This is a genomic window from Actinoplanes sichuanensis (assembly GCF_033097365.1).
Taxonomy (GTDB): Bacteria; Actinomycetota; Actinomycetes; order Mycobacteriales; family Micromonosporaceae; genus Actinoplanes; species Actinoplanes sichuanensis.
Genome location: NZ_AP028461.1, coordinates 3,673,432 through 3,686,709, shown reverse-complemented (window position 1 = coordinate 3,686,709; position 13,278 = coordinate 3,673,432). Strand labels below are relative to the sequence as shown.

Sequence of the window (13,278 nt, the reverse complement as noted above, 5' to 3'; positions counted from 1 at the left end):
TGTGACGGCCACCACTAAGCCAAATCCTCAGCCCGGGGTGAGCCTCCCGAAACCGGACCTGTGGAACACCAGCGGTCCACCGGACTGGTCGGTGCTGTGCTCGACGGCGTGCAGTCGCAGCAGTACGACGGTGTGGTCGCCGGCCTCCACCTCGCGGTAGATCGAGCAGTCGAACCGGGCCAGCCCGTCATCGACGGTGACCGCCCCGGTGCCGGTGACCGAGACCGCGGCCTCGTCGAACCGGTGCTCGACCGGACCGGCCAGCCGCCGGCACAGCTCGCCGTGGTGGGCGGCCAGGACGGTCACTCCGAGGTGCTCGGCGCGGCGCAGGTCGGGCCAGGTCTTCGAGGTGTTCGCGATCGACACCGACACCAGCGGCGGGTCGAGGCTCACCGAGGTGAACGAGCTCGCGGCCAGACCGACCAGGGTCCCGTCGACCGACGCCGCCACGGCCACCACACCACTGGGGAAGACTCCGAACGCTTGACGTAGCCGTACCGGATCAAGGTCTTGATTGGTGGTGAAAGTGCTCATCGGCGAGTCGCGAGTCCGGCGGTGACGAACGGCGACGTCGCGCTCTGACGCCGTCGTGGTCGCTCGTCCTTCCACAGGCCGCGTTCGGCGAGGAGGGGCAGCACGCCCTCGCCGAACCAGTAGGCGCCCTCCAGGTGCGGGTAGGCGGAGAGCACGAACTCCTCGATGCCCAGCGACGCGTACTCGGCGATCCGGTCGGCGACCTGCTCGTGGCTGCCGACCAGCGCGGTGCCGGCGCCGCCGCGGACCAGGCCGACCCCGGCCCAGACGTTGGGATAGATCTCCAACTCGTCGGTGCGGCCGTGGTGCAGGTCGAGCATCCGCCGCTGGCCCTCCGACTCGGACTGCCGCAGCCCCTGCTGCACCTTGGCGATCGTGGCCGGGTCGATGCCGGCCAGCAGGCGGTCCGCCTCGGCCCAGGCCTCCTCGGCGGTGTCGCGGGTGATGGTGTGCATCCGGATGCCGAACCGGATGCTCCGGCCCTGCTCGGCGGCGAGCCCGCGGATCCACGCGATCTTCTCGGCCACCGCGGCCGGCGGCTCGCCCCAGGTCAGGTAGACGTCGGCGTGCTTGGCCGCGACGACGCCCGCGGCGGGGGAGGAGCCGCCGAAGTAGATCTCCGGGACCGGATCCGGGATCTGCCCGAGCGTGGCCGCCTCGACGTGCAGATGCTCGCCCTGGAAGTTGACGGTCTCACCGGCCCACAACCGGCGCACGATCTCCAGGAACTCGTCGCACCTGGCGTAGCGGGCGTCCTTGTCCAGGTGGTCGCCGTACATCCGCTGCTCGTGGCTCTCACCGCCGGTGACCACGTTGAGCAGCAGGCGGCCCTCGGTCAGGTTCTGGAAGGTGCCGGCCATCTGCGCCGCCAGGAACGGTGAGATCAGGCCGGGTCGGAACGCGACCAGGAAATTCAGTCGCCGGGTGGTCTGGCTGAGCATCGCCGTGCTCAGCCACGCGTCCTCGCACCAGGCGCCGGTGGGGGTGAGCGCGGCGGCGAAACCGTTGTCCTCGGCGGCACGGGCGACCTGGGTCAGGTAGGCGACGTCGGCGGGACGGCCGGAGGTGCCGGCCGAGACGCCGTGACCGCCGCCGACGACATGCCGTCCGTCGCCGCCGTTGGTGGGCAGGAACCAGTGGAACTTCAGAGCCATACTCTATAGTTTCGCTAGAATTTAGGGGTTATGCAAGCGATCCGGTGACAGGAGACGCCGAACACATGATCGTCGCCTCGAACTCCGCGATCGCCGCCGGGACCCGGTCGAACCGTGTCGGATCACCCCGCGGTCAGGTACTCCGGCGGTTCGAACCGCACGCCGCCTCCCAGGGGTCCTCGCGCCGCCACAGGCTGGGCAGATGCAGGCCGATCCGGTCTCGTCCGGCCAGGTCACCGAGCACCCGGATGCTCAGGTCGAGGTCGTCGGCGGCGTACGGCAGCGCCCGCAGCGGCCGGTCCAACGGACGGAAGAAGTCGTCCCAGTGGATCAGCACCACCCGGCGGGCGCCCACCGCGCGTACCGTGTGCAGCCAATACTCCCGAATGTAGGCCTCGCCGGAGGCACCCAGCCCGCCGACGCCCAGGAACACGACCTCCGCGCTGCGCCCGTCGAGCGCTCCCGGCACGAACCCGGCGCTGCCCTGCACCAGCGCCGTCCGCCCGCTGTCGTGCCCGACCAGGATCGACCAGGCCTCACCGCACCGGTACGCCGCCGCTCGCACCGGCGGCCGCAGCGGCGCGCCGATCACGCCCGGAAAACGGTCCGGCGGACAGTGTTCGGACTCCACGAAGGTCACCGCGAATGTCCCGTACCGCCGTGGTGAGCCCGGGGTCACCACGTGGATGCGGTCCTCGGGCAGCCCGGCGCCCCGTCCGACGTTCGCCGCGGACTCACCGCCGACCAGGGCCGCACCGGTTCGCCGGGCCACCGTGGGGGAGTCCAGCACGTGATCGAAGTGCGTGTGCACCGCCATGACCGCCCGCAGCGGCGCGGCGTGCGGTCCCAGCCGCTCCAGGCCGGTCGCGATCCGGCGTTCGTCGGGGGCGATCCGGCCGAGACCGACCCGCGCCGGCGACGGCCGGGAGAAGAATCCGTCGGTCATCACCGCGTCCGTCCCGTCGGCGAACAGCAGCCCCGACACCCCGAAGAACGTCACGCCGAACGCCCCGGCCGCCGCCGGAACGTCGAAACGCCCGGCATGGACACCGAGATCGGGACGCCCCAGCCGGATCCGCATTCCGGTGACGTTACCGCAGGTTGCATTCCAGGTTCCTAGGATGCCGTACGGGCTGTGGCGCGCCCGATCCACGAGAGAGGCGTCGAGCCCCGGCCGCCCAGCGCGGAGGCGCCCGATCGATCTGCTTGACGAATCGATGTGAAAGGATACTCTCGAAACATGTCTCTCACTAATCCGCTCGGGGACCTGGAGATCAGTGACCCCCAGGCACTGCGAGCGCTGGCCCACCCCGTGCGCCTCGCCATCCTGAACCGGCTGCAACGCCACGGCCCGGCCACCGCCACCCAACTGTCCGCCCACGTCGGCGCCACCCCTTCGGTGGTCAGCTGGCACGCCCGGCACCTCGCGTCGTTCGGTCTGCTCGTCGACTGGGACGGCGCCCCCGGCAAACGCGAGCGCTGGTGGCAGGCCGCCGCCAAGGGCTTCCGCTTCACGGTCCCCGAGGACGCCGAGGGACAGGACGCGGCCCGCATGCTGCAGAGCGTCATGTTCGCCCGCGCCGCCGAGTACCCGCAGCAGTGGCTGATGGACGTCGAGCCGCATCTGGACGAGCCGTGGCGGCGGTTGGGTGGTCTCGCCGACACCCGGTTCGTCGTCACCGCCGACGAGCTGGAGCAGCTGCAGGACGCGATCGAAAGGCTGATCGCCCCGTATGCGCGCCGTGCCGCCGCCGACCGCCCGGCCGACGCCCGCGGCGTACGGCTCCTGCGATTCGCCCTGCCCGAGAACGAGGACTCGCCGTGACCGCCCCCGCCACCACCGTCACCGCCTGGTCGAGCGGTCGCTTCCGCGGATTCTGGTACGCGCAGACGATCTCCCAGTTCGGCGACCGGATCACTGAGATCGCCCTGCCGCTGCTGGCGGTGACCATGCTCGCCGCGACACCGGGCGAGGTCGGCGTGCTGACCGCCCTGATCTGGCTGCCGTACCTGTTCGGGGTCTTCGTCGGCGCTTGGGTCGACCGCCGCTCCGACAAGCGGCGCCTGATGATCGTCGCGGACCTGCTGCGCGCGGCGGTTCTGGTCAGCCTGCCCGCCGCCTACCTGTTCGACCTGGTCACCCTGCCGCAGCTGTTCGCCGTGGCGGTGCTCACCGGGGTCGGGGCGGTGCTGTTCGGGATGGCGTACCCCTCGTTCTTCGTCTCGCTGGTCCCGAGCGAGGCCTACGTGGACGCCAACAGCAAGCTGAGTCTGAGCCGCGCCGCGTCGTTCGTGGCCGGTCCGGCCGTCGGCGGCGCCCTCGTCCAGGTCCTGACCGCCCCGATCGCGCTGGTCGCCGACGCGCTCTCGTTCGTCGCCTCGGCGGTACTGCTACGGCGTATCCCCGAGCCGGCCCCGCCCGCGGAGCCGCCGACGGCGACCGGATCCACGGCGCGGCGCATCCGGGAGGGCCTGACACTGCTGCTGCGCGACCGGGTGCTGCGGGCCGCGCTGGGCTGCACCACCACCGTCAACTTCTGCACGTTCATCGCGAACACGCTGCTCATCCTGTTCGCCAGCCGGGAACTCGGCCTGTCCGCGGGTGCCATCGGCATCGCGTTCGGCGCCGGAGCGTTCGGCGGGCTGGCCGGTGCGGCCCTGGCCCCTCGGGTGACCCGGATGATCGGCCTGGGCCGTACCGCGATCGTCGGGGTGATCCTGTTCCCGGCCCCGCTGGTTCTGATGGCGCTGGCCGACGGGCCGGTCACCGCGAAGATCGCGCTGCTGGCGGCGGCCGAGTTCGTCTCCAGCGTCGGCGTGATGCTGATGGACATCAACCTGAACGCCCTGATCACCAAGGTCACCCCGGACCACGCGCGCGGTCGCATCGCGGGCGCGTACAGCACGGTCAACTACGGCATCCGGCCGCTCGGCGCGCTGATCGGCGGCTGGCTGGGCACCGCCATCGGCCTGCGGCCCACCCTCGCCGTCGCCGGACTTGCCGGCGTCTGCGCCGCCTTCTGGCTGCTGGCCTCTCCGGTACGCCGGATCGCCTCGCTGGAGAGCATGGGCCGTTGACCGCCCCCCGCGGATCCCGGCGGTAGGGAAGAATCGACCCCTGCTGATGCCACGAGGCCGGAGGCGGGCTGCCGTATGCCCAGTTACGCACAGGAGTTCGACTACCGGTGTGCCGGCTGCGGACATCGTGGGCGGCACGAGATCTGGCTGGCCGTCGACATCCGCGAGCGGCCCGACCTGGCCCGCCTCATCGCCTCCGGCGCCGCCACGACACCGCGGTGCGCCGGATGCCGCAACCGGGTCGTCGTCGACGGGTACCCGAGCCTGCTGATCCGTCGGCCCGGGCTGCGGCCGCCGCTGATCTTCGCGACCGCGGTCGACGTGCCGCAGGACCGGATGATCCAGCAGTTCCAGATGGCGCTGATGCTGCTGCGCCGCAACGAGCCACCGGAGTCCCAGCACCAGCAGGACGTGCAGATCCTGCCGTACCGTCTGCTGCCGTCGGCGGTCGATCGCGACCTCGAGGCCGACGCCGACGCGCTGGTCGCCGGCACCTTCCAGGCCTTCACCGCCGACATGCAGCACTACCGGGCGTGGCTGGCCGATCTGGTCGATCAGCGCCGGGGCCGGCAGCTGATCGCCGCGCTCACCGCCCTGCTGCAGGCGTCCGACACCGCCACCCGGCGGGAGGTCGTGCTGGCCCATCCGGTGCTGCTCACCGACGAGGCCGACCGGATGCTGCAGCACACCATCGAACAGGCCGCGCAGGACGCCGGGCCGGAGATGGCGGCGCAGGCCCGGCACTGTCTGGTGCTGCTGCGTAAATGCCGCGAGTTCGGCACCGATCGGGTGCTGCCGCCCGAACCGCCGGCGGCGGCACCGGCGCAGCAGCCGACCGGTCGGGCCCTGCCGCCGGCCGTCGGGACGGCGCTGCTGATGATGGCCGGCCGGGATCCGCTGGACGAGGGCCGGCCGGTGAGTCCGGACGCCCGGCGTGATCTGCTGATCGAGGCGTTGCTCGCCTTCCGCGACGAGGACGACGATCTGGCCGTCGAGTGGCGGGCCGGCAACCTCGTGCCGGTTCGTGACCTGCTCACCTTCGGGCTCGCCAACGAGTTGATCGCCCGTCCGGCGAGCCGGCTCGACGTGGCCGAGGCGATCCGTCGGTACGCCGAACTGGACCGTCACCGGCAGACGGCGCCGGATCTCTGGGCCGACGCCCAGCACAACACGGCACTGGGCCACACCCTGCTGGCCGACTCCCGGGACCTGGCCGAGCTGGACGCGGCCCGGGCCGCCTTCGAGCGGGCGCTGACCGTCCGGACCCGTACCGCCGACCCGGACGGCTGGGCGACGACCGTCGCGGCGCTCGCCGCTCTGTTGTTCCGCGACTACCCCGGCACCGATCCCCGGCCGGTGGACGAGGCGGTGGCGATGCTGGCCGCGGCGGTCGCCGACCCGCCGGACGGCATCGGCGCCCGCCCGCTGCTGAACCTGCGTACCAGCCACGCCACGGCCCTGCTGCAGCGCTCCCATCGGGGCGACGACGCGGCGCTGACGACGGCGTTCACCGAGTTGGAACGGCTCCGGGCCGAGGTGGCCGACCTCGACGATCCGGAGCTGCAGACCGTCGTCGAAACCAACTTCGGGCACGCGCTGACCCACGTCGCCGAGCGGACCGGCCGCCCGCAGGACCGGCGGCGGTTACTCGATCTGGCCCGCTCCGCTCGCGGGCACGCCGCGGCCCACGGCGACGATCGGCTGTGGGTGCAGACGTCCGGCAACCTCGGTCGGGAACTCGCCCACGGCCGGGAGTGGGCCGAGGCGGACGCGGTGCTGCGCGAGGCGATCGACCGGGCCGGGCGGACCGGGATGGGCCGCGAATGGGCGAACCTGCACGGGCATCTGGCCCGGGTGCTGCTCGAACGTACCGACGGTGACCATGACGAACACGTCGCTGAGGCGGTGGATCTATTGAACCGGGCTCGGCGCGACGTCGATCGCACCGCCGACCCGGAGAACTGGGCGTGGCTGGCCGGGATGCTGGCCCAGGCGTACCGGGACATCGCCGGGCACCGCGACACCGAGATCGAACTCCTACGGGCCGCCATCGCGGCGGTGCCCCGACAGGTCCACCCGATGCGGTGGGCCCAGCGGGTCCGCGCCCTGGCCGGTCTGCTGCCACCGGCCGAGGCCCTGGTCCGGTTCGCCGAGGCCACCGAGGTCCTCACCCGCGAGACCCACCCGCACGAATGGGCCGCCGTCCAGCACAACGCGAGCCTGGCCCACCGGGAACTCGCCGTCGAGACCGGCGACACCACCCATCTGGTACGGGCGATCGCCTGCATGCGCGACGCGCTCGCGATCCGCCCACCGGATCAGGCGCCGATCGAGTGGGCTCAGACGACCAGGCTGCTGGCCGAGACCCTGCACCGCCACGACGGCGGCGCTGTCGCCGTCGCCGAGGCCGAGCAGTTGCTGACCCGGGCGTTGCCGCTGCTGCGCGACGGCGGCCGCGCGCAGGACGTGCTCTGGACGGCACAGGAACTGGGTGAGGTCCTGGTGACCCGGGGCCGGTGGGCGGAGGCGGTGGCCCCGTTGCGGGAGGCGCTGGAGGTCCGCGACCGGATGTACGACTCCGGCCTGCTGCGCCAGAGCCGGGAGCAGGCGCTGGCCCGGGCTGCCGGGCTGCCGGTCCGGACCGCCTACGTGCTGGTCCGCGCGGGCGATCCGGCGGCGGCCGTGGAAGCCCTGGAAGCCGGCCGGGTCCGCCTGCTCGGTGACGCGATGGACCGGGACCCGACCGCGCCGGCCGCGGCCGGTGTGCGGGCGCCCGAGGCGTATGCCGCCTACCGGGAGGCGGCCCGGGAACTGGCGGCGGCCGAGGCGGCGGCCGCGCGTCTGGCCGACCGGGCCGGCACCGGCGGCTCCGACGACGTGTTCCTGCGCGATGCCGAGCAGGCGGTCCGGGTGGAGCTGCGCCGCACCACCACCGCCTTCCGGACCGCCCGGGCGGCGTTGCCGCAGACCGGCGGCGTACGGCCGGAGCGACCCGGGCACGCCACCGTCTACGTGATGGCCGCCGAGGACGAATCGGTGCTGCTGTCGACCGGCCCGGACGGCGTGCGAAGCGTGCGCTGTCCCGGTTTCGACGAGGCGATGCTGCGCCGGTACGTCCACGGGTCGGGGTTGACGGCGGGCCGGTTCGACGCGCTCGACGAGTGCCTGGCCGTACTGGGGCGGCACGTCGTCGGCCCGCTCGCCGAACTACTGCGGACGGCCGGCGCCACCCGGGTCACGCTCATCCCGGTCGGGTTGTTCTGCGCCCTTCCGCTGCATGCGGCGCCCTACCGAGACGGCCGCTGCCTGATCGACGACTTCGCGGTCGGTTACGCGCCGTCGCGGACCGTGCGCGACGCCGTCCACCGGATCGCCGAGCAGCGCACCGGCCACGCACGGCACGGTGTGGCGGTGGTCGATCCGGGTTCCGGGCTGCCGGCGGCGGACTACGAGGCGCGGATGATGCTGGAACACACCGGCGTGGGCCCGCCGGTCACCGGTTCCGCCGCCGAGGTGCTCGACGCGCTCACCGACGCCACCCACGTCCACTTCGCCTGTCACGGTGTCTCCCTCGTCGACCGGCCGCTCCAGTCGCATCTGGTCCTCGGCGGCGGCGCCCGACTGGCGCTGGTCGACCTGCTCGCCGCCGACCCGGCCCGCCGTCCGCATCGGCTCCGGCTGGTGGTCGCGTCGGCCTGTCAGACCGCCACCGTGGAGACGGCCCGCAACCCGGACGAGTTCGTCGGGCTGCCCGCCGGGTTCCTCACCGCCGGCGTCCCCTGTTTCGTCGGCACCCTGTGGCCGGCCGGGGATCTGCCGTCCGCGCTGCTCAACACCCGGTTCTACGAGCTGCTCTTCGACGACGGCAAACCCGCGGACGAGGCGTTGGGCGGGGCACAGCGGTGGCTTCGCGACCTCACCGGCGCGCAGCTGCTCGACTACCTCGACGGCCGTCCGGCACTCGCGCCGGTGGCCGAGACGCAACGCCGGTTCGCCGCCCGGTTCCCGCAGCGGCGGTTCTACGCGCGGCCGGAGGTCTGGTCGCCGCACGTACTGATCGGTGTACCCATCCAGGAAGGACCCCCGCAGTGACCCTTCGTCTCCGGGATCGGGCGACCAGCCCGTACGTCGTCGCCCGTGATCCGGCCGGTCCGGCGCCCGGCCGATGGACGGTGGTCGTCGACGTGCACGGCGAGCCGGTCACCGTGCTGACACCGGTCGGGGCGGCGGACGGCGTACCCCCGGAGGTCGCCCTCGTCGTCGCGGGCGGTGACACGCCGGTCGGCGAGGTGCTGCACCTGCTCGACCCGGACGATGTGGTGGTGCTGACCGACGGCGGCGCGGTGACCGGGGTGTGGGCCGGTGACGATCTGGCCGACGCGGTGATGGCCGGTCCGCAGCGATTCACCACCGACGTGCGGCTGCCCGGTGACATCCGGATCCCGGAGGTGCGGCGCCGATGCCGGTACGCCGAGGGCGGCACCGTCTGTCACCAGTCGATGTCGTTCGTGGAGAAGCCGTCGGAACCGCCCGCCTGCGGCAACCCGCACGCTCTGGCCGCGCACCGGTTCGGGTGGTGAGCCGTGTTCGGTAGCGTCTTCACCTCCGCCACCGGGCTGCTCGACCGGCGTTTCACCGTCAACGTGCTGCTGCCGGTCCTGGTGTGGGCCGGTGGCCTGACCGCGGTGGCGGTCAGCGGCATCGGCTGGCCGCAGGCGCTCACCTGGTGGAAGGCCCGGGACGGGGCCGAGCAGGCGTGGCTCGCGGTGGCCGCGGTGGCTGCCGTGGTGCTGCTCGCCTATGTCGCCGCCGGGCAGAGCATGGCGCTGACCCGGATCGGGGAGGGTTACTGGCCGGCCCGGCTGGCCCGGCCCGGCGTCGCGCTCCAGCGTCGCCGCCGGCAGCGGCTGGACCTGCGGACCCCCGGCGGCTACGAGCGTCGTTACCGGGAGTTCCCGGTCGACGAGTCCGACCTGCTCCCGACCCGGCTGGGCAATGTGCTGCGGGCCGCCGAACGTTATCCCGGCGACCCGGACCGGTACGGGCTGGACGCCGTCTTCTTCTGGCCGAGGTTGTATCTGGTGCTGCCGGCGGATGTCCGTGAGCAGGTCGACAGGTGTCGCGGCGCGCTCGACCGGGCGGTGCTCACGGCCGGCCTCGCGGTGCTGTTCCCGTTCGCGGCGATCCCGGTGGTCGTCTGGTTCGGGGGCGGCTGGCGGCTCTGGGCGACCGGCGCCGTGGCGGCCGTGGTCGTCGCGGTCCTGGCGCACCGGTCGGCGATCGACGGGGCGTTGGCCTTCGGCGAGATCCTGCGGGCCTGTTTCGACCTGCATCGGCTGACGTTGCTGGCCCAGTACGGCCTGGTCCGCCCGGAGACCCTGGAGGGGGAGCGGGCGCTGTGGATGGCGTTGCAGCAGCAGCTCTACCGCCGGGCCGCCGACGAGCCGGAGCTGCTGCGGTTACGCCCCGCCGATCAGTAGTAGTCGCGCATGATCTCGGTGGACCAGGGCGGCTGGTGCACGTCGCCGCGTGGGCCGAATTCCACCATGTACGGCTTGATGTCCAGCACCGGTGTGCCGGCCACCGCGTCGAGCCCGCTGACGTGCAGGTCGAGGCCGTCGACGCGGTGCAGGCGGCAGCGGGAGACGCCGAGCCGGTTGGGCCGGTTCTTGCCGCGCTGGGCGAAGATGCCGACCAGTGGCCAACCGGTGTTGCCCCGGGGGTGCCGGGCGCCGGTCTCGATCCTGTCGGCCGGCACCCGGTCGAAGTGGAACACCACCTCGACGTGCGAGAACGCGTCCAGCCCGGCCAGCGCCTCCGGCCCGAACCGGTCGCCGTCCAGCCGGATCACCGCGGTCACGGCATCCCAGTCGTCGTCGAAGACCTGCTCGCGGCCGCCGATCACCTGAGCCACCGGCTCCAGTGTCACCATGATTCGTCCCCGTTCACCTGTGGATCACCGGGACCCTATCAACGGGCCGCAGGCACCGGGCCGCGGTGATCGCGGCGACGGCCGCTCCGAGCAGCAGGATCAGGCGGTAGTCGGCGATCGCCAGCAGGGATGCGCCGGTCGCCTGCCCGAGCGCGCCGGGCGCGAAGGTGAGCAGGGCCACGGTCCCGGAGACCCGGCCCAGGTAGGCGGCGGGGATGTCGCTCTGCACCCGGGTGGCCACGGTGATCAGCACCCACGGCAGCGTGACCCCGACGATCAGGCTGGACACGGCGACCGCGGGCAGTGACGGCAGTGCGCGCAGCAGCAGTCCGGCGGCGAACGCGGCCGTGCCGGCCCCGACGAACACGTGCGGGTGCAGCCGGCGCTGGATCGGCCCGGCGAGTAGACCACCGGCCACCGAACCGGCGCCCTGCACCGCCGACAGCACGCCGACGAACGCGGGGGAGCGGTGCAGTCCCTCGTCGACGATCGCGTAGACGGTGGTGCCGGTGAGCCCGCCGACGGCCATCGCGGCGGCCGCGCAGAGGACGATGCGGCGCAGTTCGGGATGCCGCCACAACTGGCGGCCGCCTTCGGCGATCCGTTCCCGCCACGGTGTCGACTCGGTCGTGTGCACGATCGTGCCGGGGCGGATGAGCAGGCACAACGCGGCCGCGGCGAAGAACGTGAGCGCGTCCAGGGCGGCCACGCTCGCCCCGCCGAGCCAGGTGAACAGTCCGGCGCCGATCAGCGGGGCGACGAGTTTCATGCCTTCGGACGCCGACATCCGCAGCCCGTTGACGTCGCCGAGCAGGTCGGCGGAGATCGCGGCCGGTAGGACCGCGCTCTCGGCGGCGTCGGTGACCACGAAACTCACCCCGTAGGCGAACATCACCGCGAAGATCAACCACACGTCGGTACGGACGTCGACCAGCAACAACAGCAGCAGGAGCAGTCCCATGACGGTGTGCGCCCCGACCATCACGGCCCGGCGGTGCGGTGCCCGGTCGACGATCGCGCCGATCACCGGCCCGGCCAGGGTGGGCGACCACAGCAGGAACCCGACCCAGGCGGCGAGACTGCTCGATCCGGTCAGTGACATCACCCAGATGCCGGCGGCCAGCATCATCGCGCTGGTGCCGAAGCTCGACACGAGCACGGCCGCCAGATAGGCGGTCGCGTTCCGGTTGCGGGCCACGCGGGTCAACCCTGCCACGCCACACTCCTCCTGACTTGAGTTCAGGTGGCTCAGGCTATTGAGGGCATTCCGGCTGGTCAACGCGTCAGGCGCAGTTATATGTCAATCTTCTGTTGACAACGGATGCGGGATAAATCTGGTTGGTTCATGATCGACTTTGGGTCAGGATGTCCCGGTGGAGAATGGATTCCGGGTGCGTCCGCACGTGGCGCGGGCGGTCGCCGGGGTGCGCCACGTGCTGCTCGACTACGACGGCCTGTGTTTCGTGATGCCGGACGGGGCCGGGCCGTGGGAGGTGTTCCGCGCGCTGCCACAAACGCCGTGGGCCCACTTCAGCCGCAGCATGCCGTACATGCTGTGGCGCCTGGCCACGCACGAGCCGGAACTGGCCGCGGCCGCCGAACCGATCGCGTCGGCCGTCGAGCTCGACGGGGCCCTCACCGCCCGGATGACGCGCGGGTTGCCCGAAGTGCTCGCCACCGGCGCGGCCGCGGGACGCCGGATGTGGGTGGTCGGCGGGATCTCGGAGACGGCGATGCGGGCCGGGCTGCGGGCGCACGGTCTGGAGTCGCGGGTCGCCGAGATCGCCGGGCGGCACGGTCTGGACGGTGACACGCTCGGCGTGGTCAACGTGGCCGTCCGTGCCGCCCGGGTGCTCGGCGTGGACCCGGCGCGGTGCCTACTGGTCAGCGGCCGGGGTGAGGTGCTGCGGGCCGCGGGGCAGTCCGGATTCGCCGTGCTCGGGGTGCCCTGCGGCCACGACACCCGCAAGTGGCTCGGCGACTACGCACCGGTGGTCACCAACCTGGAACGGCTCGGCCAGGCGTTGACCGCTCGAGGCGGGCCGGGGTAGCCGTACCGAATGGGTCTCATGCGGACCGGGAGAAATCCATGATCCAGTTGGATTCCCAGGTCTCTCCGCCGTCGGCGGAGAACAGCTGCTCCCAGCGCGCCGTTTCGGCGGTGATGTCGGACCAGGTGAAACGCACCCGGATCGGGCGGCCCTGCCAGGTGTCGTCGCCGTAGAAGTCGCCGCGCCCGTCGGTGAAACGGCCGACCACCGGCGGGTAGAGCAGGCCGCTACGGCTACTCGCCCAGTACAGCGACCACTCCCGCCGTTCGGTGTCGAACAGCCGCAGGGTGAAACCGCTCCAGCCCTGCGTCGGGAAGACGATCTCGTCGCAGTTCGCGCCGCCGTCGAAGACCTGCCGGCCGACCGACGTCGCCGGGAAGGTCTCCCAGTCGTCGGTGCCGTCGAACATGCTGGTCCGTCGCCGGTTGACGACGTTCCACGAGCCGATGAAGAAGTCGAAGTCGTTCATGACGCCGATCCTCGGCGGCTACCCCTGACATCTTCTGTCAGTGGTCGCCTGGCAGTCTGC

12 protein-coding genes are annotated in these 13,278 nt (G+C 72.3%); 6 read left to right on the top strand and 6 right to left on the bottom strand.

What is annotated here, in order from left to right:
- Positions 1–27: 27 nt before the first annotated feature.
- From Q0Z83_RS16750 to Q0Z83_RS16740, 3 genes are all read right to left on the bottom strand, one after another.
- Positions 28–534 (bottom strand): flavin reductase family protein, encoded by a 507-nt coding sequence (locus tag Q0Z83_RS16750; RefSeq protein ID WP_317794859.1) that lies wholly within the window; start codon positions 532–534, stop codon positions 28–30.
- The gene (locus Q0Z83_RS16745) at positions 531–1,688 is read right to left on the bottom strand and encodes an LLM class flavin-dependent oxidoreductase (RefSeq protein WP_317794858.1); all 1,158 of its coding nucleotides are present in this window, start codon (positions 1,686–1,688) and stop codon (positions 531–533) included. Before Q0Z83_RS16745 ends, Q0Z83_RS16750 begins: the two co-directional genes overlap by 4 nt.
- A gap of 133 nt (positions 1,689–1,821) precedes the next feature.
- The gene (locus Q0Z83_RS16740) at positions 1,822–2,769 is read right to left on the bottom strand and encodes an MBL fold metallo-hydrolase (protein WP_317794857.1); all 948 of its coding nucleotides are present in this window, start codon (positions 2,767–2,769) and stop codon (positions 1,822–1,824) included.
- A 159-nt stretch (positions 2,770–2,928) separates the two neighbouring features.
- Here Q0Z83_RS16740 and Q0Z83_RS16735 point away from each other — a divergent pair, with 159 nt between their 5' ends.
- The 5 genes from Q0Z83_RS16735 to Q0Z83_RS16715 all read left to right on the top strand — a co-directional run bounded on the left by Q0Z83_RS16735 (position 2,929) and on the right by Q0Z83_RS16715 (position 10,246).
- Positions 2,929–3,513: an ArsR/SmtB family transcription factor gene (locus tag Q0Z83_RS16735; protein ID WP_317794856.1), complete on the top strand. Its 585-nt coding sequence runs from the start codon at positions 2,929–2,931 to the stop codon at positions 3,511–3,513.
- A complete protein-coding gene (locus tag Q0Z83_RS16730; protein ID WP_317794855.1) occupies positions 3,510–4,766 on the top strand; it encodes an MFS transporter in 1,257 nt (418 codons plus the stop codon). Before Q0Z83_RS16735 ends, Q0Z83_RS16730 begins: the two co-directional genes overlap by 4 nt.
- Before the next feature lie 75 nt (positions 4,767–4,841).
- Positions 4,842–8,858, top strand: coding sequence for a CHAT domain-containing protein (locus Q0Z83_RS16725; RefSeq protein WP_317794854.1), 4,017 nt, complete (start codon positions 4,842–4,844; stop codon positions 8,856–8,858).
- Positions 8,855–9,346, top strand: a complete 492-nt coding sequence (locus Q0Z83_RS16720) for a hypothetical protein (protein ID WP_317794853.1) — start codon at positions 8,855–8,857, stop codon at positions 9,344–9,346. The genes Q0Z83_RS16725 and Q0Z83_RS16720 overlap by 4 nt, the downstream gene beginning before the upstream one ends.
- A 3-nt stretch (positions 9,347–9,349) precedes the next feature.
- On the top strand, positions 9,350–10,246 hold the full coding sequence (locus Q0Z83_RS16715; protein ID WP_317794852.1) for a hypothetical protein: 897 nt from the start codon (positions 9,350–9,352) through the stop codon (positions 10,244–10,246).
- On the opposite strand, the gene Q0Z83_RS16710 is transcribed toward Q0Z83_RS16715, so the two are convergent.
- Together Q0Z83_RS16710 and Q0Z83_RS16705 are read right to left on the bottom strand one after the other, a co-directional pair.
- Positions 10,240–10,698 carry an SAM-dependent methyltransferase gene (locus Q0Z83_RS16710; RefSeq protein WP_317794851.1) on the bottom strand — a complete coding sequence of 153 codons (459 nt, stop codon included), beginning with the start codon at positions 10,696–10,698 and terminating at the stop codon, positions 10,240–10,242. The genes Q0Z83_RS16715 and Q0Z83_RS16710 overlap by 7 nt on opposite strands.
- 13 nt (positions 10,699–10,711) lie before the next feature.
- Positions 10,712–11,914 (bottom strand): MFS transporter, encoded by a 1,203-nt coding sequence (locus Q0Z83_RS16705; protein WP_317794850.1) that lies wholly within the window; start codon positions 11,912–11,914, stop codon positions 10,712–10,714.
- Positions 11,915–12,071: 157 nt separating this feature from the next.
- Here Q0Z83_RS16705 and Q0Z83_RS16700 point away from each other — a divergent pair, with 157 nt between their 5' ends.
- Positions 12,072–12,749 carry an HAD family hydrolase gene (locus Q0Z83_RS16700; RefSeq protein WP_317794849.1) on the top strand — a complete coding sequence of 226 codons (678 nt, stop codon included), beginning with the start codon at positions 12,072–12,074 and terminating at the stop codon, positions 12,747–12,749.
- Between the two features lie 16 nt (positions 12,750–12,765).
- Here Q0Z83_RS16700 and Q0Z83_RS16695 read toward each other — a convergent pair whose 3' ends face one another.
- Positions 12,766–13,218, bottom strand: a complete 453-nt coding sequence (locus tag Q0Z83_RS16695; protein ID WP_317794848.1) for a hypothetical protein — start codon at positions 13,216–13,218, stop codon at positions 12,766–12,768.
- Between the last annotated feature and the right edge of the window lie 60 nt (positions 13,219–13,278).

Coding starts and splice junctions, on each gene's coding strand:
- Q0Z83_RS16745 (WP_317794858.1), bottom strand. CDS start 1,688: ATGGCTCTGAAGTTCCACTGGTTCCTGCCCACCAACGGCGGCGACGGA.
- Q0Z83_RS16750 (WP_317794859.1), bottom strand. CDS start 534: ATGAGCACTTTCACCACCAATCAAGACCTTGATCCGGTACGGCTACGT.
- Q0Z83_RS16710 (WP_317794851.1), bottom strand. CDS start 10,698: ATGGTGACACTGGAGCCGGTGGCTCAGGTGATCGGCGGCCGCGAGCAG.
- Q0Z83_RS16725 (WP_317794854.1), top strand. CDS start 4,842: ATGCCCAGTTACGCACAGGAGTTCGACTACCGGTGTGCCGGCTGCGGA.
- Q0Z83_RS16740 (WP_317794857.1), bottom strand. CDS start 2,769: ATGCGGATCCGGCTGGGGCGTCCCGATCTCGGTGTCCATGCCGGGCGT.
- Q0Z83_RS16695 (WP_317794848.1), bottom strand. CDS start 13,218: ATGAACGACTTCGACTTCTTCATCGGCTCGTGGAACGTCGTCAACCGG.
- Q0Z83_RS16735 (WP_317794856.1), top strand. CDS start 2,929: ATGTCTCTCACTAATCCGCTCGGGGACCTGGAGATCAGTGACCCCCAG.